The sequence below is a fragment of the Pseudomonas fluorescens genome, from assembly GCF_900215245.1.
In the GTDB taxonomy this organism is placed as follows: Bacteria; Pseudomonadota; Gammaproteobacteria; order Pseudomonadales; family Pseudomonadaceae; genus Aquipseudomonas; species Aquipseudomonas fluorescens.
In genome coordinates, this window is sequence record NZ_LT907842.1 from 6281294 (window position 1) to 6303686 (window position 22393).

Sequence of the window (22393 nt, forward strand, 5' to 3'; positions counted from 1 at the left end):
CGTTTAGCCAGACAGGTAAGACGCCCCGGCGTCCAAACCCACGAATTCCCTGAAAAGAGTAGTGAACATGACTCAAGTCAAACTGACCACCAACCACGGTGACATCGTCATCGAGCTGAACGCCGAGAAAGCGCCGAACACCGTCGCCAACTTCATCGAATACGTGAATGCTGGCCACTACGATGGCACCGTTTTCCACCGTGTCATCGGCAACTTCATGGTCCAGGGCGGTGGTTTCGAGCCAGGCATGAAAGAAAAGAAAGACAAGCGCCCAAGCATCCAGAACGAAGCAGACAACGGCCTCTCCAACGACAAGTACACCGTCGCCATGGCCCGTACCATGGAGCCGCATTCAGCCTCCGCGCAGTTCTTCATCAACGTCGCCGACAACGCCTTCCTGAACCACAGCGGCAAGAACGTGCAGGGTTGGGGTTACGCGGTATTCGGTAAAGTGACCGAAGGCCAGGACGTCGTCGACAAGATCAAAGGCGTGCAAACCACCGGTAAAGCCGGTCACCAGGATGTTCCGGTAGAAGACGTGATCGTCGAGAAAGCCGAGATCGTTGGGTGATATTGCTGATTTCAGATTTACATCTGGAAGAGGAGCGCCCGGACATTACCCGGGCGTTTCTGGATTTGCTCCACGGTCGCGCCCGTGGCGCCCAGGCGTTGTACATTCTGGGGGACTTCTTTGAAGCCTGGGTTGGCGACGATGGAATGACACCTTTCCAGCGTTCGATTTGCGCGGCGCTGCGTGAGCTGAGCGACAGCGGCACCCCGATTTTTATCATGCATGGCAACCGGGACTTCCTGATCGGCAAGGCATTCTGCACAGCGGCAGGCGCCACCTTGCTCAAGGACCCCAGTGTCGTGCAGTTCTATGGCGAACCTGTGCTGTTGATGCACGGCGACAGCCTGTGCACCCGCGACGTCGGCTATATGAAGCTGCGGCGCATCCTGCGCAATCCGATTGTGCTGTTTATCCTGCGTCACTTGCCCTTGCGTACCCGGCACAAGCTGGCGCGCAAACTGCGCAGCGAGAGCAGCGCCCAGGTCCGCATGAAAGCCAACGACATAGTCGATGTGACGCCCGCGGAAGTGCCGCAGGTGATGCAGCAATTCGGCGTGCGCACCCTGGTCCACGGCCATACGCACCGCCCGGCCATTCATAAGTTGCAGATTGGTGACCAGGCGGCCAAGCGCATTGTGCTGGGGGATTGGGACAAGCAGGGTTGGGCATTGCAGGTGGATGAGCAAGGGTTTCAGCTGGCGGCGTTTGACTTCGTCAATCCGCAACTGGCGTTGCCCGGCGCCTGACCTCCCGACACCACCGATCTCTTGTGAAAAGAGAGCCAAATGTGGGAGCGGGCTTGCTCGCGAAGGCGGTGTGCCAGTCAACACAGATACTGACTGAACCACCGCCTTCGCGAGCAAGCCCGCTCCCACACTTGATTGCATTCCAACCTTTACAGATCAGTGGCCGGAAGCCTCCGGCCCCGCCTTCGCCGCAAACGGCGGTTTCGCCAGCCATACAATCACGATCAAGCCCATGAACATCCACCCCAGCAACGTGAAGTAATCCACGGTGGACATCATGTACGCCTGGCTGGTGAGGATCTGGTCCAACTGCGCATACGCCTTATGCCCTGCCCCGCCAAGCGCCTGCAGCGCATCACGGGTCGCCGAGTCATAGGTGGTCATGTTCTCGCTCATGTACGCATGGTGCTGATCCGCGCGGCGAATCCAGATCCAGGTGGTCAGCGATGCGGCAAAACTGCCGCCCAGGGTCCGCAGGAACGTCGCAAGGCCCGCGCCATCGGCGATTTGCGCCGGCGGCAAATCGGACATCAAGATGCTCAAGGTCGGCATAAAGAACAGCGCAACACCGATACCCATGAACAGTTGCACCAGGGCGATGTGCTGGAAGTCCACCTCATTGGTGAAGCCCGCTCGCATAAAGCAGCTCAAACCAATCGCCAGAAATGCCAGGCCGGCCAGCAAGCGCAGGTCGAACTTGTGCGCGTATTTACCCACAAACGGCGACATCAGCACCGGCAGAATCCCGATCGGCGCCACCGCCAGGCCTGCCCACGTGGCGGTGTAGCCCATCTGGGTTTGCAGCCATTGGGGCAGGATCAGGTTGATCCCGAAGAACCCCGCATACCCCAGCACCAGCACAATCGTGCCGATGCGGAAGTTGCGGTAGGCAAACAACCGCAGGTTGACCACCGGGTGCTTGTCGGTCAGTTCCCAGATGACGAACACCGCCAGGGCGACGGCCGAGATCGCCGCGCCGATGAGGATGAAGTTGGACTCGAACCAGTCCAGGTCGTTGCCTTTGTCGAGGATGATCTGCAAAGCGCCGACACCGACGATCAAACTCAGCAAGCCGACGTAATCCATCGGCTGGTAGCTGGTGACCACCGGCCGTTTCTTCAGTTGCGAACGCACCACCATCACCGCAAAGATGCCGATGGGCACGTTGATAAAGAAGATCCAGGGCCAGCTGTAGCTGTCAGTGATCCAGCCGCCGAGAATCGGCCCGGCAATCGGCGCCACCACCGTGACCATCGCCAATAACGCCAGGGCCATGCCGCGCCTGGCCGGCGGGTAGACCGCAATCAGCAAGGTCTGGGTCATCGGGTACAACGGCCCCGCGACCAGGCCTTGCAAGACCCGAAAGCCAATCAGCTCGGGCATCGACGTGGAGATACCACACAGGAACGACGCCAGCACAAAGAGGATGGTCGCCCACAAAAACAGCTTCACCTCGCCAAAGCGCCGGCTCAGCCAACCGGTGAGCGGCAAGGCAATCGCGTTGCTCACTGCAAACGACGTGATCACCCAGGTGCCCTGCTCCGAACTCACCCCAAGGTTGCCGGAGATGGTCGGCAGCGCCACGTTGGCGATGGTGGTGTCGAGCACCTGCATAAAGGTCGCCAGCGACAGGCCAATAGTGGCCATCAACAGGCTGGGTGGCGTGAAGGAGGCGTTATTGCTCATCAGCGTTGCACAGCCTTGGGTGCGGCGAGGCTGTTGTCATGGATCAATTGGGTGATCATGGCATCGGCTTCGGCCAGTTGGCGGTCATACACGTTGGTGGTGAACGAAGCCTTTTGCGGCGCCTGCTGCGCCAGTACCGGGCCGCTCGTATCGTGCAGGTCCACATTGACCACGGTGCTCAGGCCCACCCGCAATGGGTGTTGGGCCAGCTCTTCGGCGTTGATATGGATACGCACCGGCACCCGCTGCACGATCTTGATCCAGTTACCGGTGGCGTTTTGCGCCGGCAGCAGGGCAAACGCGCTGCCGGTACCGGCGCCCAGGCTGTCCACGGTGCCGCTGAACTTCACGTCACTGCCGTAGATGTCGGACTCAATATCCACCGGCTGACCAATACGCATATCGCGCAGTTGGGTTTCCTTGAAGTTGGCGTCGATCCACAGTTGGTTCAGCGGGATTACCGCCATCAACGCAGTCCCCGGCTGCACACGCTGGCCCAGTTGCACGGTGCGCTTGGCAACGTAGCCGGTGACGGGGGCGATCAAGGTGCTGCGAGCGTTGGTCAGGTAAGCCTGACGCAACTGCGCGGCGGCGGCCTGCACGTCCGGGTGGGACGAAATCACCGTGTCATCCACCAGCGCGCTGCTGGTCTTGAACTGTTGCTGCACGTTGGCCAGGGCGTTTTGCGCCGAGATCAGGTCGTCACGCGCATGGGACAGTTCTTCCTGGGAAATCGCGCCGCCAGCGGCCAGATTCTTACGACGGTTGTAGTTGTCCTGGGCCTTTTGCACGTTGGCCTGCTGGGCCAGCACTTGGGCTTTCATGCCGTCGACGTTGCTGTAGAGGCCACGCACCTGACGTACGGTGCGCGCCAGGTTGGCCTGGGCACTTTGCAGGCCGACAGCGGCGTCATTCGGGTCAAAATTGATCAGCACCTGGCCCTCGTGGACCAGGTCGCCGTCGTCGGCGCCGATACTGACGACCGTGCCGGTGACCAGCGGAGTGATTTCCACCACGTTGCCGTTCACATAGGCGTCGTCGGTGCTTTCGTTGAAACGCCCGTAGAACTCATACCAGCCCCACACGCCCAGCACGCCGAGGATGACGATCAGCGCCAGGCCGATCAGCATGACTTTGCGTTTGCGTGGGTTGTTATCCGGTTTTTCAGTGACGTTGTTGCTGTCGGCAGTGGCCATGACAAATACCTCAAATTATTCCGTGCGTGTGGCTGGGGTGGTCGCGGCCACGTTGTCGGCGTTGTATCCGCCACCCAGGGCCTGCATCAATTGAATCGAAAGATCGATTTGCGCAGCATTCAGGGTCGCCAGCTGACGCTGGGCCTGCAGCAATTGCTGCTCGATGCTGAGCACATCCAGGTAATTACCGATGCCTGAGCTGTAACGCTGAACGCCGGTGTCGTAAGACTGCTGGGCAATGTCCGCGGCATGTTGCTGTGCCTGGATCTGCCGCCCGGTTTCGCGCAACTGCATCAGGGTGTTACCGATATCGCCCAAGGCTTGCACCAGGGTTTTGTTGTACTGAGCCACCGCCAGGTCGTAATCGGCGTCGCGGGCATCCAGGTCGGCACGCAAGCGGCCACCGTCAAAGATCGGCAACGAGATCGTCGGCGCAATGCTGAAGAAACGACTGGCTGAACCAAACATCGCATCCCCCAACAACGACTCGGCGCCGGCGCTCGCGCTCAGGTTGAGGTTGGGATAGAAACGGGTTTTGCTCGCGGCCACGTTTTTGCTGGCCGCCTCCACCCGCCAACGCGCGGCGATCAAATCGGGACGGCGCCCCACCAATTCGGCCGGCAATACCGCAGGCACGGCAACGACGCTGGGCTTCAACACGTTCGGCCGCACCAGCTCATTGCCACGGTCCGGGCCTTTGCCGAGCAACACGGCGAGGGCGATCTTGGCGCTTTGCAGTTGTTTTTCCGCATCGATCAGTTGCGACTGGGCGCTGGCTTCCAGGCTTTCGGTCTGCTGGTACTGGTACTGGCTGTCGATGCCGGAGCTGAGACGGCGCTTGCTCAGGTCGAGCATCTGGCGGGTACGCTTGAGGTCGTCATTGGCCAGGTCACGCACGATATGGGCCTGGCCCAGGTCGCTGTAGGCTTTGGCCACGTTGGCGGCCAAGGTCAGGCGTGCGGCTTGCTGATCGACTTCGGCGGCACGCGCCTGGCCCAGGGCGGCTTCCCAGGCGGCGCGCTGGCCACCCCAGAGGTCGAAGTTGTAATTGAAGCTGGCGCCAATATTACGCACGGTGGCGTAGGCATCGCCCTCGCCGCGCGGGTCCTGGTCTTTGGCCAGGCGCGAACGGCTCACGCCGGCGCTGGCATCCAGGGTCGGCATACGTGCGGCGTCGGCGGCATAGGCAGCGGCTTGCGCCTGGTGGGCACGGGCGCTGGCGACTTGCATGTCGGGGCTGTTTTGCAGGGCTTCATGGATCAAGCCGTCGAGCTGTGGGTCGCCCAGGCTTTTCCACCAATCGGCACGCGGCCATGCGGCAGTCGACAGGGTCACGCCGCTGAGGGATTTGCCGGTTTGCAAGGTGTTGGCATCGAGGCGCTGGCCTTGGGTGTCGAGGCCGCTGAAGTTGGCGCAACCGGCCATGCTCATCGCCACCAGCACCAGGCTAAGTGCACGTGTGTTCATTTATTACCTACCCGCTGGATGACAATGGCGTCACCGGCAGCTACCAGAATTTTCGTGAGGATGGCTTCCAGGGTCTGCAACTCACCGGGCTCGAGGGCGCCGGCCAGTTCATTCATTGACTGGGCGCCGATGTGCGGAAGCATGTCGGCCAGGCGCTGGCCGTCTTCGGTGAGCACCAATTGCACTTGGCGCCGGTCCTGTTCGGAACGCTTGCGCGCCAGCAGGCCCTTTTGCTCCAGGCGATCGAGCATGCGGGTCATGGAACCGCTGTCCAGCGACAAGTTGCGGCACAGCTCCGCCGGCGTATCCACGTCAAACTGGGCAATGATGATCAACACCTTGAACTGCGCGGCCGTCACGCCGTGAGGTTCCATGTGGGTGTCGATAATGCGGTCCTTGAGCAGCGCAGCCCGGCCCAGCAACAAGCCGAGGTGGCAGTTGCGAAAGCTGTCAGGGGTGAAGTGGGTCATCGAAAGTCACCTTATTACTGCCTAGGCAGTGAATGTATGACAAGATGTTACTGCTTAGGCAGCGAATGTCAAATGGAATTATTAGCTTGCTTGCTAATTTCACGACACGTGGGCGGTCACGCACACAAATGTGGGAGCGGGCTCGCCTGCGATAGCGGTGTGTCAGTCACCGAATCATCGACTGATGGACCGCTATCGCAGGCAAGCCCGCTCCCACATTGTTTACCCAGTACGGGGTTTAGAAATCCCGCTTGTAGAAGATATCCAACGAGCTGGCCACGCCACTGGCCACTTCCAGGTACACCTTCTTGCTCAACAAATAGCGCAAGGCAATGGTGCTGGCCGGCTCGAACACGCCTACCCCGTAACGCAGGCTGAGTTTTTCGGTGATCTTGCCGCTGGCCACCACGGCGGTGGTGTTGCCACTGCCTTGGGTATCGAGGTCGAAGTCCTGGATGCCCAGCTTGTTGGCAATATCGGAGGTCACCCCGGCGCTGCCCATCAAGCCCAGGCCCAGGGCGGCTTCGGCGAGCATGTTGTTGTCTTCACCGGTGTTGTTACGCGAACGTCCCAGCACCAGGTACGACAACGCATCCTCCTGAGGCATGGCCGGTTCGGAGAAAATCTGCGTGGTCGGCTGCTCCGCGCTGCCGCTCAGACGAATCCCGGCCGTGACGGTTCTGGAGGGTTCGGTAACGACACGCACCGCTTCGATATCCAGGAACGGTTGATCCAGCGGCCCGGCGAACAACAGGCGCGCACGGCGCACGTTGAGCCGCTGGCCGTAGGCGCGGTAGCGGCCGTCGTTGAGCCACAGCTCGCCACGGGTGTCCATGTTGTCGCCGATGTGCACGTGGCCCTGCACTTTGGCCGTCAGGCCAAAGCCCGCGAAGTTAAGCTGGTCTTCGCCCACTTCCACGTCGATATCCATGGCCATCGCCATGGGCGGCTTGCCCTCTTCGGTCTGGTTACCGACGATCAGCGTGTCATCCGAGACCTTGACCGTCGACGGCGGCAGTTCACGCACGGTGATGTCGCCGCGCGGAATGTGCACCTTACCGGCAATCGCCAACTTGTCGTTTTTGAGGCTGATCTTCAGGTCGGGCGCCACTTCCAGCGTGGCATAAGGCTCTACCGTCACCGGCAGTTGCGAGCCTTGCAGGCGCAGATCCACCGCCAGAGCCTGGCCCCAGTCGATCTCCCCCTTGAGGCTACCCTGCCCGGCTTTGCCACTGTGCCAGGCGCCGTTCAACTGCACGCTTTCGCCGGCAATCAACGCCTGTATGTTCAAGCCTTCAAGGCTGATCGGTAATTCCGGCCCAGCGATTTCCCCGCCGACGAGGTTCACGTTGCCATTGACCTGCGGCGCCAGCAAACCACCGGAGATGCGGCCGGTGCCGTTAAGCTTGCCGGTGAGCTTTTCCACCATTGGCACAAACGGGCGCGCCACGGCGAGGTCCAGACCGTTGAGGCTGAAATTACCGGTAATCGGCTTGTTCTTGGGCAGTGGATTGATCTGCGCCTGCAACAGCAATTCACCGAGCTTGCCGCCGCGAAAGTTGAGCTGGGTGTCGATGCGCTTGGGGTTGAGGGTGGTTTCCAGCTTCAAGGTGTCGTAAGGAAAATCCAGCCACTGGTCCTTGTCTTTCACGCGCAACGTGCCGCCGCTGGCGTCCACCGCCACCACGCCTTTAGGCCCGCTGGCGGGCAGGTCGAGCTGCACATCGGCGTTGAGCTTGCCCTGCCAGGCGAAATCTTTAGGCAAGAAGGCCGCCAGGCTGTCGATCGGAAATTGCTTGAGGTGGTAACGCAACTTCGGCTCAGGCAGCAGCCGCTGATCTTCGCCGCACAAGCTGGCAGGACCCGACACCCAACAATGCGCCGCAAAAGTCAGCTTGCCGTCGGCCAGGCGCTCGATCTTGGCCGGGGCCTGCAGTTTCCAGTCCTGGCCGCCGGCTTGCACATCGCCGCTGGCGAGGCGCCCGCGCCAGTTGCCTTTGTCGAGATTGCCGTCCAACGCCAGGGCCAGTTTGAGCAGCGGCCCCGCTAAATCCAGCTGGACCTTTTGGCCCTTGATATCGCCTTGGGCACTGGCGGTCAGGGTGCCAAGCTGGGTATCGCCGGCTTGGATGCCAGTGCCCTTGAGGTCGATCTTCGCGCGCTGGGCGTTATCGAGTGTTGCGTCAAGGTTGAGGTTTTGCAGGTGATTATCGGCGAAGGCCAATTGCTGACCTTTAAGGTCGAGCTTGCCTTGGGGGGCCTGCAACGTCCCGGCCACATCGACGCGCCCATTGAGTTGCCCACGCAACTGCGGCCACAGCTGGGCCAGGCGCGCCAGTTTGATATCGATCTGCCCGGCCAGGCGTTGTTGCAGGCTACCGCTGCCGTTGATGCGGTTATCGCCCAGGCGAATATCCAGGTTGGCGAGGGTCCATTGCGCGCCCGCGCCTTCGGCGTTGGCTGCCAGCACGGCGGTTTGGCCGCGCAAACGGCCCTTGAGGTCGAGGTCGGCGTTCAGCTTGAGCTGTTCATGCTTGAACTCGCCTTTACTGCGCAGCGGCCCGGCCAAGGTGCCAGGCAACTCCGCCACCCAGTACGCCGGGTTCAACGCCGACAGGTCCAGGGCGGTGTCCCAGGCAATGCCGTCGGCGAATTGCAGGTTCAGGTGGCCTTCGGCCTTGCCTTGGCCGGCGGTCACTTTCAGCTCGGGCAGGAAGACCTGCTTGAGGTCGCCACTGAACGGCGTCACCACATTGAATGTACCGGCCGGGCCGTCGAGGTCGGCCTTGAGGTTGCCGAGGTAGTTGCCATCTTTATAGGCGATCTCGCCATTGAGGGTGCGCAACGCGACCTGCGGCTCATCGATCAAGGGGTAGAGGCGGTGCCAGGGGAAATCCCGCCAGTCGATCCTGGCGTCGGCGCTGAAGCCTTGTTGCCAGTCCAGATTGGCGCTGAGCTCGAGGCTTTGCTTTTCGTCGCCATAGAGGTTCAGTTTTGAAATCTGCGCGCCCTTGGCATCGACCCGGCCTAACAACAACAAGGTCACCGGGCTTTTCTCAGCCGGCAGTGACGCGCTCCCTGATAGCATAAAACCGTTACTGAGATCGCCCTTCGCCATGAGCACCAGCTGATTGAACTGCAAGGTATCGGGCAACGCTGCATCCGGCTTGAAAGCATCGGCTTTAATCAACAATTGCCCCGCCAAGTTTTCCGCCAGCGGTTGCAACTCGGCGATAAGTTTACCGGCCAAGTAGCCACTGCTATCCCCTTCAAGCTTGAGGGTCTTGAGCAGGTCGCCGTCCACCTTGAGGGCCACCTTCCACGGTGCGCCGCCGGGTGCGTAAGGCAGGCTCAGGTTGCCGGTGGCATTCAGCGGCCAATTGCCGGTGGGTTGCAGCGCACCGGCGAGGTCCAGCACCAGGCCGTCGCGCTGCAAATGCACCGAGTCGATCTGCATACCGGCAGCCGTCCAGTGCGCCGCCAATTGCAGGCCCTTTAACTCTTCGCTGCCATTAAACAGCAGGCTGCCGACGCGCACGTCGCCCAACTGGATCGCTACCGGCAGTTTCAACTGCGGCAATTGGATCGGCCCGCGGCTACTTTCCTCTGTGCTGGGTGGAAACTGCAGGCTGACCTGCTCCACGTCCAGTTGATCAATGCACAAGGTCATGCGCAGCAGGCACGCCGGCGACCAGTCAAACTTCGCAGCGTTGAGTTCGACCCGGCTGGCGTCCTGCTGCCACAGCAGGTGATCGGCACGCCATTGGCCACCCAAATGGCCCTGGAAATTGTCCACCGTCAAACCCGGCACTTGGTTCAAGACCCAGCGGCTGCCCGCCTGGGTACCGAGCACGGTCCACAGCGCCACCAACACTAAGGCGAGGACGCCCACGAGGGTTAGCCCCGCTATTTTCACACCACGCATCACAGCTCAGGCCCCATGGAAAAGTGCAAACGAATACCGCCCGGGTCTTCCAGGGCATGGGCCAGGTCGAGGCGAATCGGCCCAACGGGCGAGACCCACCGGACGCCCACGCCGACACCGGTTTTCAGGCTGGGCATTTCCAGGGTATTAAAGGAGTTGCCCTGGTCGATAAAGGTCGCGATCCGCCATTTTTCCGCGATTGAATATTGATATTCAGCGCTCAACGCCACCATGTAGCGCCCGCCAATGCGGTCACCACGGTCGTTTTCCGGCGAAAGCGTCTGGTACTCATAGCCCCGCACGCTCTGGTCACCACCGGCAAAAAAGCGCAACGACGGCGGCACGGACTGGTAGCCATTGGTGGCGCTGCCGCCGAACTGCGCACGGCCGAGGAACCGGTGGTTATCCCACAAAGTAGTCAGGCCTTTGATCGTGGCAGTGCCGTAAAGCAGGTTGGTGTCGGAGCCGAGGCCTTCCTTGGCGACCTTGGCGTCGAACATCAGGCGATAGCCATTGTGCGGATCGATGCGGTTGTCGCTGCGCAGGTAGGAATAATTGATCCCCGGCATCACCAGGTTACTCAGGCCCGAGTCATTGCCCAGGCGATATTCCTCGCGCTGGTATTTGAGCGAGATCACCCGGGTCCAGCCGCTGGGCAGTTTGCTGTGCCATTCAGGGCCAAGGGTGAGCAATTTACTCAGGGTGTCGGTGTTGGCCAGCTCCTCGTTCTGATAGCCACCGGCGAAGCGCAATTTGTCGGTCAACGGTGGGTCCAGTGGAATGTCGTACCACAGCCCGACGTTCTGCCGCGGCGCCGACAGTTCGGCTTCCCAACCATAGCTGTGGCCCTGAGGGTTGACCCAGTGGCGGGTCCAGTTGGCCTTGCCACGCGGGCCGACGTCGGTGGAGTAACCGAGGCCCAGGCCCATGGTGCGTGGCTTGCGGGTTTCCAGTTGCACGGCCACCGGGATTACGTCATTGGCCGAGGCGGCGGGCGTGGCGTCGACGCGCACGCCTTCGAAGAAGCCACTCGATTGCAGGTTCTGATTGAGTTCAGCGATCAGTTCAGAGTCGTAAGGCGTGCCACTTTTGAACGGCACCATGCGTTGCAACAGGTCTTCATCAAACGGCGTATCGCCGGTAAAGCTGACGTTCCCCATGGTGTAGCGCGGGCCACTGTCGTACACGAGTTCGATATCGGCGACGCCGGCTTTGGGGTCAACGATGAGTTTCTGGCGGGTAAAGCGCCCGCTGAAAAAGCCGTAGCGCGAGGCCTGGTTCTGGATCAGACGCTTGGCGTCTTCATAATGGCCGTGGTTGAGCACGGCGCCGGAGGTGAGGTCGCTGCCGTCGGGCACGCGAAAAGCCTTGAGGCTCGCGGCCTGGCCGTCGACACGAATGGTCACGTTGCGCAAATGCACCGGTTCGCCAGGGTCGATGGTGAGGATCAGGCGCGGGTTTTTACCGCCCTTTACGTCACTGCTGATCAGCGGCTGATAGAAGCCCAGAGCCTGCGCCGCTTTGCGGGCCTGCTCTTCGGCGCCACGGCTGAACCGCAGCAAGGCTTCTTCATCGCGATCGCCTACCCCGCCGATATAGCCTTCGATGTTGGCTTTCAACGCGTCGTTTGAAGGCTTGATCCGCACGTCCAATTCGCTTTGCGCCAATGCGCCGCAGCTTGTGAACAGCAGAATCAAGCCGCTGGTAAATCTTCCTGGGAGCTTCATAGGCGGGGATGCTACACGAGCTGGGGAGACACTTTGAACCCGGAATTGTCTGAATAATTCTGTCTCAAACCTTTGCAGCCTGTAACGACTGAGGGTTCGGATGGAAAAACACATGCTCCAGGATGGGACCGACGGCCACTTCACCGATCTCTTCATAGCCCTGGCGTTTGTAGAAATCCAGGTAGCGCGAATCGCCAGTGTCGAGCACGACGCCTGATGAGTGCGGGTCATCCGCGCACCAGTTGTGCACAGCTTCCAGCAGCTGCTCGCCGTAATGCTGGCCTTGGAATTGCGGGTGAATGCCCAACAGCGGTAGCACATGTACCGACTCGCTGGGCAGGCACGCCAGCACTGCGTAATGGTATTCCAAGTAACGCCGAGTACCGCGCACCCCCGTGCTCAGCCACATCCGCAATTGCCAGGCCCAGCTCTCGGTGATGCCCAGGCGCCGCTGCGGTGGCGCGATCAGCGCGATACCGATCAACCGGTCGTTGACGAACAGCCCGATGGCGGGAAGTTTCTGAAAAAAGTGCTGCTTGACCAGTTCGCGCACGGTGGCCCGCACCCGCTGTTCATAACCCGAACGCTCGGCTTCAAAGATATAGGCGAAGGTCGGCTCATGCCGATAAGCCTGGTACAGCAGGGAACGCGCCTCGCGGGAATAGCCGCTGTTGAGCAGGCGAATTTCAGCGATGGCAGTCGAAGTGTCAGGCATACAGTCAATCTCCCTGGGCGCCATTCAAAAGATGGCGTTCTTATGGGTACGAACCTACGCAGCACCAGTCGTTCCCAGACATTAGCAGTGCATGCGCCCTACCGCCACGCTGGCCCCCGTCCGACTTGTCGGCTAGCATCGGCTTTTTTGCCAGACTGGACTGCCGACCATGAAAATCGTCTCCTTCAATATCAACGGGCTGCGGGCCCGCCCTCATCAGCTGGCGGCGCTGATTGAAAAGCATCAACCCGACGTGATTGGCCTGCAGGAAACCAAGGTCCACGATGACCAGTTCCCGTTGGCCGAAGTGCAGGCACTGGGCTACCACGTGTACTACCACGGCCAAAAAGGCCACTACGGTGTGGCCCTGCTCTCGCGCAAAGAAGCGTTGAGCGTGCACAAAGGGTTTGCCAGTGATGAAGAAGACGCCCAGCGCCGCTTTATCTGGGGCACCTTCGCCGATGAGAACGGCAACCCCGTGACCGTCATGAATGGCTACTTCCCCCAGGGCGAAAGCCGTGACCACCCCACCAAGTTCCCGGCCAAGCAGCGCTTCTACGCAGACTTGCAGCAGCTGCTGGAAAGCCAGTTCAGCAATGACCAGGCGCTGGTGGTGATGGGCGACGTGAACATTTCCCCGGAAGACTGCGACATCGGCATCGGCGCCGACAATGCCAAGCGCTGGCTGAAAACCGGCAAGTGCAGCTTCTTGCCGGAAGAACGCGAGTGGATGGCGCGCTTGAAGAACTGGGGCCTGGTCGACAGCTTCCGTCACTTGAACCCGGACGTGACCGACCGCTTCAGTTGGTTCGACTACCGCAGCCGTGGCTTCGAGGATGAGCCCAAGCGTGGGCTGCGCATTGACGTGATCATGGCGTCCCACGGCTTGCTGTCACGGGTCAAGGATGCCGGGGTGGATTACGATTTGCGCGGTTTGGAAAAGCCATCGGACCATGCGCCGATCTGGTTGGAACTGAGCTGACACCCTGTTCAGTGAGGGCGCTGACTGGCCAGCGCCCTCATTTTGATCAGCGCCGCCCCGTCATATTTATGCAACCTGCCTGACTTAATCTGGCGGCACTCCCTTTGGCTTAAGAAGGTGCCGGCATGATGCTGCGCGTTCTGCTCCTGTTACTGCTGCCGCTTTACGCTGTCGCCGCTGCCCTGCCCGTTCCCGACCAAGGCCCCGCATTGCGCATCCAGGGCTCCAATACCATTGGTGCGGCCTTGGGGCCCGCGTTGGTCAAGGGTTTGATGGAGCACCAGGGCTTGCAGGCGGTGCACGCCGAGCCCGGCGAAGGCGCCAACGAACAACGGGTGATCGGCAAGACGCGTCAGGGCAAGAGCGTGATTATCGAGGTGGCCGCCCATGGCTCCAGCACCGGGTTCAGCGCGCTTAAAAACGCCAGCGCCGACCTTGCGGCGTCTTCGCGCCCGATCAAGGACAGCGAACTGGTCGACCTTGAACCCCTGGGCGACCTGAAAAGCCCCGAGGCCGAGCAAGTGATCGCCATTGACGGCCTGGCAATCATCCTGCATCCGCAAAACCCGCTGACGACCTTGAACACCGCGCAACTGGCGCAGATCTTCAACGGCGAAGTCAGCACCTGGGAGGCGCTGGGCGGCACCGGCGGTGCCATTCATTTATATGCACGGGATGATCAATCCGGCACCTACGACACCTTTAAGGAACTGGTGCTACGCCTGCGCGGTAAGCCTCTCGCCGCGTCCGCCCAGCGCTTCGAGTCCAGTGAAGGGTTGTCCGACGCGGTCAGCCATGACCCACACGGCATCGGGTTCATCGGCCTGCCTTACGTACGCCAGGCCAAAGCCGTGGCGATTGTCGATGGTGACTCACAACCCATGCCGGCGCTGACCAGCCTGATTGCCACCGAGGATTACCCGCTGTCACGCCGCCTGTATTTCTACTGGCCGCCAGCTAACCGCAACCCTTGGGCCAAGGCATTGGTGGACTTTACCCAGAGCAGCAAAGGCCAGGCGATTGTGGCTACCAACGGTTTTATCGCGCAGCAAGTACAGGCGATTGGCGTGGCGCCACGTGACTCAATGCCCGACGGCTATCAGGCCATCGCCCGTGACGCCCAGCGTTTGACGGTGAATTTTCGTTTCGAGGAAGGCAGTGCCAGCCTGGACAACAAGGCTCGCCAGGATTTGCAGCGGGTGGTGGCGTATATCCGCAGTCACGGCAAGCTCGACCGGCACGTGACACTGGTGGGGTTTGGTGATGCCAAGAATGACCCGCAGCGCGCGGCACTCTTGTCAAAATTGCGGGCGATGGCGGTGCGCCGGGAACTGGTCAAAAGCGGCGTGGTGCTGCGCGACATTCGCGGGTTCGGCGCGCAGATGCCGGTGGCAGCGAATACCGCGGATGAAGGCCGGATCAAGAATCGGCGGGTGGAGGTTTGGGTGTACTGAACCTTGCGTGCTGTGGGGTAAACACCGGCCTCTTCGCGGGCGAGCCCGCGCCCACATGCGACCTCATTCCCATGCTGGAAGTCAGTCAATTGTGGGAGCGGGCTTGCCCGCGATACGGGCAGCGCGGTGTTACTGCCCGCCGCGCATCAGCTCTTTAGGCACATATTTGCCGAGCTCGAACTTGCCGATCGCCGCGCGGTGCACTTCATCCGGGCCGTCGGCCAGGCGCAAGGTGCGTTGCATCGCATACATGTAGGCCAGCGGGAAGTCGTTGGAAACCCCGGCGCCGCCGTGGATCTGGATCGCGCGGTCGATCACCTTGAGCGCCACGTTCGGCGCGACCACTTTGATCTGCGCGATTTCGCTTTTCGCTACTTTGTTGCCGACGGTGTCCATCATGTACGCCGCCTTCAAGGTCAGCAGGCGCGCCATGTCGATTTCCATCCGCGAGTCGGCGATCTTGTCGATGTTGCCGCCCAAGCGTGCCAGCGGCTTGCCGAACGCGGTACGGCTGACGGAGCGTTTGCACATCAGTTCCAGCGCACGCTCGGCCATGCCGACGGAGCGCATGCAGTGGTGAATACGGCCGGGGCCGAGACGACCCTGGGCAATCTCAAAGCCGCGACCTTCACCGAGCAATACGTTTTCGTACGGCACACGCACGTTGTCGAACAGCACTTCGGCGTGGCCGTGGGGCGCGTCGTCGTAACCGAACACCGGCAGCGGGCGCACGATCTTCACGCCGGGGGTGTCCACCGGCACGAGGATCATCGAATGCTGCTGGTGACGCGGCGCATCCGGGTTGCTCAGGCCCATGAAGATCAGGATCTTGCAGCGCGGGTCGCAGGCGCCGGAGGTCCACCACTTCTTGCCGTTGATTACCCACTCATCGCCCTGGCGTTCGGCGCGGGCGGCCATGTTGGTGGCGTCCGAGGACGCTACGTCCGGCTCGGTCATGGCGAACGCCGAGCGGATCTCGCCGCGCAACAGCGGTTCGAGCCAACGTTGTTTCTGTTCAGCGTTGGCGTAGCGCACCAGCACTTCCATGTTGCCGGTGTCGGGTGCGGAGCAGTTGAACGGCTCCGGGCCCAGCAACGAGCGGCCCATGATCTCGGCCAGCGGCGCGTATTCGAGGTTGGTCAGGCCGGCGCCCAGTTCGGATTCCGGCAGGAACAGGTTCCACAGGCCTTCGGCTTTAGCCTTGGCTTTCAGCTCCTCCATGATCGCGGTGGGCTGCCAGCGGTCACCTTCGCTGACCTGGCGTTCAAACACCGGCTCGGCCGGGTAAACGTACGTGTCCATGAACGCGGTGACGCGTTCACGCAGTTCCTGAACCTTGGGCGAATAGGCGAAATCCATGAGCAGCTCCCTTCTCTGAGAGGTTGTTTAGGTCATGCAAACGATGCTAGAACAGCGTTGATAATTTACCTAGCCTATTCTCGGCGTGTATTAACATTCATCACCGATATATGATCGGCGTATGAGCCCTTAATAAATCGCCACCTAACAATAAGAGCAACGACATGAATCTGAGCAAGGTCGATCTCAACCTCTTTATCGTCTTCGACGCGATCTACACCGAAGCCAACCTGACTCGCGCCGGGCAGATTGTCGGCATCACCCAGCCGGCGGTGTCCAATGCCCTGGCGCGCCTGCGTGAGACGTTCAACGACCCGCTGTTCGTACGCACCGCCCAAGGCATGGTGCCCACGCCGATGGCGCAGAACATCATCGGCCCGGTGCGCAACGCGTTGTCGCTGCTGCGGGTGTCGGTGCAGGAAAGCCGGATTTTCAACCCGCAACAGGCGGCCAAGACCTATCGCATCAGCATGACCGACCTCACCGAGGCAGTGATTCTGCCGTTGCTGTTCCAGCGCCTGCGCCGCCTGGCGCCGACCGTGGTGATCGAAAGTTTCCTCTCCAAACGCCGTGAAACCACCAAGGAGCTGGCCGCCGGCCGCCTGGATTTTGCCGTGGACGCGCCGCTCAACACCGACCCGCAAGTGCGTCATGTCAAGCTCATGGAAGACCGCTACGTGTGCGCCATGCGCAAGGGCCATCCCATGGCCAGCAAGGACAAATTCAGCCTGGATGACTACCTGTCACTGACCCATATCCATATCTCCAGCCGCCGTAACGGCTTGGGCCATGTCGACCTGGCGTTGGGCAAAATGGGTATCCAGCGCAAGATCGCCCTGCGTTCCCAGCATTACCTGATGGCCTCGCAAGTGCTGCAGCAGACCGACATGGTGATGACCGTGCCCGAGCGCTTCGCTCGCCGCCATGAACTGCACTGGTTCAACCTGCCGGTTCACGACGTGCCACCGGTCGAAACCCACCTGTACTGGCACGAGAGCACCGACCAGGACCCGGCCAACCGCTGGATGCGTGAGCAGATGATCGAGTTGTGCCAACAGGTGACGGCGCATGAGAAGAAGCTCGATGGCAAGCCAGCCTGACAGTCGCAGGGGGCTTGCTTGCGCTGGGCTGCGCGGCAGCGCTTGACGTTTACGTCAACGTGCCATTAGCTTAGCGCCAAGACCTTCTTGAGCGCCCCCATGAGCACGACCTACAGCATCTCCGACCTCGCCCGCGAGCTTGACATTACTACCCGCGCCATTCGTTTCTATGAAGAACAGGGCCTGCTGGCTCCTGAACGTCGGGGCCAGGAGCGCATCTACTCGGCGCGGGACAAGGTCAGCCTCAAGCTGATCCTGCGCGGCAAACGCATCGGCTTCTCCCTGGCCGAATGCCGCGAGCTGATCGAACTCTACGACCCCACCAGCGGCAACCACATCCAGCTCAACAGCATGCTCGCCAAGATCGCCGAGCGCCGCGAACAGCTTGAGCAACAGTTGCTGGATATCGAACAGATGAAACTGGAACTGGACACCGCCGAAGAGCGTTGCACCCAGGCCCTGGCGCAGACCATGAGCCAGGTTGGCCAATAACCAGAAGGTAGCTGCCATGTCCCTCCCCTCACACGTACGCCTGGTGGAAGTCGGCCCGCGCGACGGATTACAGAACGAAGCCCAGCCCATCAGCGTGGCCGACAAAGTCCAATTGGTGGATGCCCTCAGCGCTGCGGGCTTGAGCTACATCGAGGTCGGCAGTTTTGTGTCGCCCAAATGGGTGCCGCAGATGGCCGGCTCCGCTGAGGTGTTTGCGCAGATACAGCGCAAGCCCGGCGTGACCTACGGTGCGCTCGCACCGAACCTGCGTGGGTTTGAAGATGCGTTGGCCGCAGGCGTGAAGGAGGTGGCGGTGTTCGCGGCCGCTTCCGAGGCGTTTTCACAGCGCAATATCAACTGCTCGATCAGCGAAAGCCTGGAGCGCTTTGCGCCGATCATGGCGGCGGCCAAGCAGCACGGCATCAGCGTGCGCGGCTATGTGTCGTGTGTGTTGGGTTGCCCTTACGAAGGTGAAGTCGCCCCGGCACAGGTCGCGGCGGTCGCGCGCGAGTTGTATGCCATGGGCTGCTATGAGGTTTCCCTGGGCGACACCATCGGCACCGGCACGGCGGGCGCTACGCGGCAGCTGTTTGACGTGGTCGGCGCGCAGGTGCCACGGGACAAACTGGCGGGGCACTTCCATGACACGTACGGCCAGGCCATCGCCAATATCTACGCCAGCCTGCTGGAGGGCATAACCGTGTTCGATAGCTCTATTGCGGGCCTCGGCGGCTGCCCCTACGCCAAGGGCGCCAGCGGTAACGTCGCTACCGAGGATGTGGTGTACCTGCTCAACGGCCTGGGTATCGACACCGGCGTCGACTTGCAGGCGTTGATTCATGCGGGCCTGCAGATCAGCCAGGTTCTGGGTCGCCCTACCGGCTCGCGTGTGGCGAAGGCCCGAACAGCCGGTTGAGTAGCTTAGCCGTGACAATGTGTTACCGCACCACTACACATCGAGTAACACGGGAACATATTTTGTCTTATTTGCCGTAGGCCATTTCCCACCAAAAAAACAAGTACTTGATTTTAAAGGGATTTAAAAAGTTGGCACGCCTTCTGCTATGTCTATTGCATAACAAGAATAAAAAGCGCCAAACCTAATAAAAATAAGACGAAACGACTCTGACATAACAAAAACAACACGGCAGAGACGCAGCTAACAGATTTTTTTGGAGAAGATGTGCTTCGCAGGGTTCGGCGTGCCGAAACTCGCAACCGGTTAGAGAAAAATAAAACTACCTCAGGTAGCTACCCACTGGTTGGATCGATGACGAAGAAGCAGATCAGCGCTCAAAAAAATACGTTTGCTCTTGACCCCGATTGGGGGTCGCCAAAAACAGCGGTAAAGGGTAACGGTTGCCAAAAACAACAATAGACCGCCCCTCAATAATAAAAAAAGAGCACGCAACGACAAATTAAAGGGGACCTTCGGGTCCCCTTTGTGCTTTGCGGGATTCGACCAATCCGGGTGTGACGCCGATCAACATTGTGGCAGCGGGCTTGCTCGCTGCCACAATGGCCTCATGTGGCTAGTTGGATTGGCTTCGCAGCTCCTCGATTGAAATTTCGCGCATGCGAAACTTCTGGATCTTGCCGGTTACCGTCATCGGAAACTCGTCCACAAACTTAAAGTGTTTGGGCGTCTTGAAGTGCGCAATGCGGCCCTCGCACCAGGTTTGCAGCTCCAGTTCGTTGGCCACATGACCAGGATGGAGCTTGACCCACGCCACGATCTCTTCACCGTAACGCACATCCGGGATGCCGATGATTTGCACATCCGCCACCGCCGGGTGGGTGAAGAAAAACTCCTCCAGCTCACGCGGGTAAACGTTTTCACCGCCGCGAATGATCATGTCCTTATTACGCCCGGCGATGCACACGTAGCCGTGCGCGTCCATGCTCGCCAGGTCGCCGGTGTGCATCCAGCCCGCGTCATCGATGGCGTCACGGGTGCCATCGGGATTGTTCCAGTAGCCGAGCATCACGCTGTAGCCCCGGGTGCACAATTCGCCGATCTCACCGCGTGCGACCGTGTTGCCAGCCATGTCGATGATCTTGTTTTCCAGTTGCGGCTGGGTGCGACCGACGGTGGTGACACGGCGTTCAAGGTCGTCATTGGCGCCGGTCTGCAATGACACCGGGCTGGTTTCGGTCATGCCGTAGGCAATCTGCACCTCACCCATGTGCAGCTCGCTGATGACGCGGCGCATGACCTCGATGGGGCATGTGGCGCCGGCCATGATGCCGGTGCGCAGGGCCGACAGGTCGAACTCGCCCCGGCGCGGGTGATCGAGCAACGCGATGAACATCGTCGGCACCCCGTAGAGGCCAGTGGCGCGCTCTTCGGCGACGGCAGTCAGCGTCAGCAGCGGGTCGAAGCCGTCATTGGGGTAGATCATGGTGGTGCCATGGGTGATGCAACCAAGGTTGCCCATGACCATACCGAAGCAGTGATACAACGGCACCGGGATCACCAGACGATCCTGCGCCGTGAGGCCCAGGCTTTCACCGACCATGTAACCATTGTTGAGGATGTTGTGGTGACTGAGGGTGGCCCCCTTGGGGAAGCCGGTGGTGCCGGAGGTGTACTGGATGTTGACGGCTTGATCAAAGTGCAGGCTGGCCTGGCGGCTGTGCAGTTGTTCGGGCGGGACGCCTGCGCCGAGGGCCGACAATTGTGACCAGGGCAGGAATCCCGCAGGCGGGCTGGGGTCGAGGCTGATAAGGCCACGCAGCTCGGGCTTCAGTTCTTGCAGCATCGCGTGGTAATCGGAGCGCTTGAACGACCCGGCACACACCAGCCACTGGCAACCGGATTGCTTGAGGACGTACGCCAATTCGCTGCTGCGATAGGCCGGGTTGATATTCACCAGAATCACCCCGAGCTTGGCGCTGGCGATTTGGCTGATACACCACTCGGCGCAATTGGGGGCCCAGATACCCAGACGGTCACCGGTTTGCATACCCAAGGCCAGGAACGCACGGGCGTGCAGCTCAACGGCCTCGGCCAACTGTCGCCAGGTGTAGCGACGCTGCTGATGGCGCACCACCAGCGCTTCGCCATCGGGGTACTGCGAGACCGTAGCGTCGAAGGCTTGGCCGATTGTCATGGCCAGCAACGGTTTGTCCTGAGCGCCACGGCTGTAGCTCTGATTCGGTTGATCCATAACGACCCCTTTTGTCTTTTTTGTAAGGTGGACGGCGGTTGCTTGACGTAAACGTAAACTACGATTGACAGCCTCGCAACGCAAGCTTACGTTAACGTAAAGGTGAGCAACCTCCCCCGGCGCTCAACCCACACAAAAACAATGCTCACATTAAGGTGCCTGTCCATGAGTTACCCGTCCCTGAACTTCGCCCTCGGCGAAACCATCGACATGCTGCGCGATCAGGTGCAGTCCTTCGTGGCCAAGGAAATCGCTCCCCGCGCGGCACAGATCGACATCGACAACCTGTTCCCCGCCGATATGTGGCGCAAGTTCGGCGACATGGGCCTGCTGGGTATCACCGTGCCGGAAGAGTACGGCGGCGCGGGCCTGGGCTACCTGGCCCACGTGGTGGCCATGGAAGAGATCAGCCGCGGTTCCGCGTCGGTTGCGCTGTCCTACGGCGCCCACTCCAACCTGTGTGTGAACCAGATCAACCGCAACGGCAATCACGCGCAGAAACTCAACTATCTACCTCAATTGATCAGCGGCGAGCATGTCGGCGCCCTGGCCATGAGCGAGCCGAACGCCGGCTCCGACGTGGTTTCGATGAAGCTACGCGCCGACAAACGCGGCGACCGTTACGTCCTCAACGGCAGCAAGACCTGGATCACCAACGGCCCCGACGCCACGACTTACGTGATCTACGCCAAGACTGACCTGGAAAAAGGCGCCCATGGCATCACGGCGTTCATCGTCGAGCGCGACTGGAAAGGCTTCAGCCGTAGCAACAAGTTCGACAAGCTCGGCATGCGCGGCTCCAACACCTGCGAGCTGTTTTTCGATGACGTTGAGGTGCCCGAAGAAAACATCCTCGGCACGCTCAATGGTGGCGTGAAAGTGTTGATGAGCGGCCTGGACTACGAACGCGTGGTGTTGTCCGGCGGCCCCACCGGGATCATGCAAGCCTGTATGGACCTGATCGTGCCCTATATCCACGACCGCAAACAGTTCGGCCAGAGCATCGGCGAGTTCCAACTGATCCAGGGCAAGGTGGCTGACATGTACACCCAGCTCAACGCCAGCCGCGCTTACCTCTACGCGGTGGCCCAGGCCTGCGAGCGTGGCGAAACCACGCGCAAGGATGCGGCCGGGGTGATTCTTTACAGCGCCGAACGCGCCACGCAAATGGCCCTCGACGCAATCCAGATTCTCGGCGGCAACGGCTACATCAACGAATTCCCCGCCGGGCGACTGCTGCGAGACGCCAAGCTGTACGAGATTGGCGCCGGCACCAGTGAGATTCGCCGGATGTTGATCGGCCGCGAACTGTTTAACGAAACCCGCTGACGGA

Annotated in this window: 17 protein-coding genes; 8 read left to right on the plus strand and 9 right to left on the minus strand. The window is 60.7% G+C overall.

Annotated features, from left to right (window positions below; genetic code table 11):
* The first annotated feature begins 67 nt into the window (after positions 1–67).
* Positions 68–571, plus strand: coding sequence for a peptidylprolyl isomerase (locus tag CPH89_RS29005; RefSeq protein WP_053256904.1), 504 nt, complete (start codon positions 68–70; stop codon positions 569–571).
* A complete protein-coding gene (gene lpxH / locus CPH89_RS29010) occupies positions 568–1317 on the plus strand; it encodes a UDP-2,3-diacylglucosamine diphosphatase (protein ID WP_053256905.1) in 750 nt (249 codons plus the stop codon). The genes CPH89_RS29005 and lpxH overlap by 4 nt, the downstream gene beginning before the upstream one ends.
* 156 nt (positions 1318–1473) lie before the next feature.
* On the opposite strand, the gene CPH89_RS29015 is transcribed toward lpxH, so the two are convergent.
* The 7 genes from CPH89_RS29015 to CPH89_RS29045 all read right to left on the minus strand — a co-directional run bounded on the left by CPH89_RS29015 (position 1474) and on the right by CPH89_RS29045 (position 12503).
* Positions 1474–3003 (minus strand): DHA2 family efflux MFS transporter permease subunit, encoded by a 1530-nt coding sequence (locus CPH89_RS29015; protein ID WP_053256906.1) that lies wholly within the window; start codon positions 3001–3003, stop codon positions 1474–1476.
* The gene (locus tag CPH89_RS29020; RefSeq protein WP_053256907.1) at positions 3003–4199 is read right to left on the minus strand and encodes an HlyD family secretion protein; all 1197 of its coding nucleotides are present in this window, start codon (positions 4197–4199) and stop codon (positions 3003–3005) included. The genes CPH89_RS29015 and CPH89_RS29020 overlap by 1 nt, the downstream gene beginning before the upstream one ends.
* A gap of 15 nt (positions 4200–4214) precedes the next feature.
* Positions 4215–5666, minus strand: a complete 1452-nt coding sequence (locus CPH89_RS29025; protein ID WP_053256908.1) for an efflux transporter outer membrane subunit — start codon at positions 5664–5666, stop codon at positions 4215–4217.
* The gene (locus tag CPH89_RS29030) at positions 5663–6136 is read right to left on the minus strand and encodes a MarR family winged helix-turn-helix transcriptional regulator (RefSeq protein WP_053256909.1); all 474 of its coding nucleotides are present in this window, start codon (positions 6134–6136) and stop codon (positions 5663–5665) included. The genes CPH89_RS29025 and CPH89_RS29030 overlap by 4 nt, the downstream gene beginning before the upstream one ends.
* A gap of 238 nt (positions 6137–6374) precedes the next feature.
* On the minus strand, positions 6375–10061 hold the full coding sequence (locus CPH89_RS29035) for a translocation/assembly module TamB domain-containing protein (protein WP_081006385.1): 3687 nt from the start codon (positions 10059–10061) through the stop codon (positions 6375–6377).
* Positions 10061–11788: an autotransporter assembly complex protein TamA gene (locus tag CPH89_RS29040; RefSeq protein ID WP_053256911.1), complete on the minus strand. Its 1728-nt coding sequence runs from the start codon at positions 11786–11788 to the stop codon at positions 10061–10063. Before CPH89_RS29040 ends, CPH89_RS29035 begins: the two co-directional genes overlap by 1 nt.
* A 64-nt stretch (positions 11789–11852) precedes the next feature.
* Positions 11853–12503, minus strand: a complete 651-nt coding sequence (locus tag CPH89_RS29045) for a GNAT family N-acetyltransferase (RefSeq protein ID WP_053256912.1) — start codon at positions 12501–12503, stop codon at positions 11853–11855.
* 169 nt (positions 12504–12672) lie between these two features.
* Between CPH89_RS29045 and xthA the strand changes: the two genes are divergently transcribed.
* Together xthA and CPH89_RS29055 are read left to right on the plus strand one after the other, a co-directional pair.
* Entirely contained in the window at positions 12673–13485 is an 813-nt protein-coding gene (gene xthA, locus CPH89_RS29050) for an exodeoxyribonuclease III (protein ID WP_053256913.1), read from the plus strand.
* A 125-nt stretch (positions 13486–13610) separates the two neighbouring features.
* Positions 13611–14939, plus strand: coding sequence for a substrate-binding domain-containing protein (locus tag CPH89_RS29055; protein WP_053256914.1), 1329 nt, complete (start codon positions 13611–13613; stop codon positions 14937–14939).
* A 129-nt stretch (positions 14940–15068) separates the two neighbouring features.
* Here the strand turns inward: CPH89_RS29055 and CPH89_RS29060 are convergent, their stop codons facing one another.
* Positions 15069–16298 carry an acyl-CoA dehydrogenase gene (locus CPH89_RS29060; RefSeq protein WP_053256915.1) on the minus strand — a complete coding sequence of 410 codons (1230 nt, stop codon included), beginning with the start codon at positions 16296–16298 and terminating at the stop codon, positions 15069–15071.
* Positions 16299–16462: 164 nt separating this feature from the next.
* Here CPH89_RS29060 and CPH89_RS29065 point away from each other — a divergent pair, with 164 nt between their 5' ends.
* The 3 genes from CPH89_RS29065 to CPH89_RS29075 all read left to right on the plus strand — a co-directional run bounded on the left by CPH89_RS29065 (position 16463) and on the right by CPH89_RS29075 (position 18806).
* A complete protein-coding gene (locus CPH89_RS29065) occupies positions 16463–17398 on the plus strand; it encodes a LysR family transcriptional regulator (RefSeq protein ID WP_053256916.1) in 936 nt (311 codons plus the stop codon).
* A gap of 99 nt (positions 17399–17497) precedes the next feature.
* Complete coding sequence (locus CPH89_RS29070; RefSeq protein WP_053256917.1) at positions 17498–17890, plus strand: MerR family transcriptional regulator; 393 nt, start codon at positions 17498–17500, stop codon at positions 17888–17890.
* A gap of 16 nt (positions 17891–17906) precedes the next feature.
* Positions 17907–18806: a hydroxymethylglutaryl-CoA lyase gene (locus tag CPH89_RS29075; protein ID WP_053256918.1), complete on the plus strand. Its 900-nt coding sequence runs from the start codon at positions 17907–17909 to the stop codon at positions 18804–18806.
* A 616-nt stretch (positions 18807–19422) separates the two neighbouring features.
* Here CPH89_RS29075 and CPH89_RS29080 read toward each other — a convergent pair.
* Positions 19423–21060: an AMP-binding protein gene (locus CPH89_RS29080; protein ID WP_053256919.1), complete on the minus strand. Its 1638-nt coding sequence runs from the start codon at positions 21058–21060 to the stop codon at positions 19423–19425.
* Between the two features lie 165 nt (positions 21061–21225).
* Between CPH89_RS29080 and CPH89_RS29085 the strand changes: the two genes are divergently transcribed.
* Entirely contained in the window at positions 21226–22389 is a 1164-nt protein-coding gene (locus tag CPH89_RS29085) for an isovaleryl-CoA dehydrogenase (RefSeq protein WP_053256920.1), read from the plus strand.
* Positions 22390–22393: the final 4 nt, after the last annotated feature.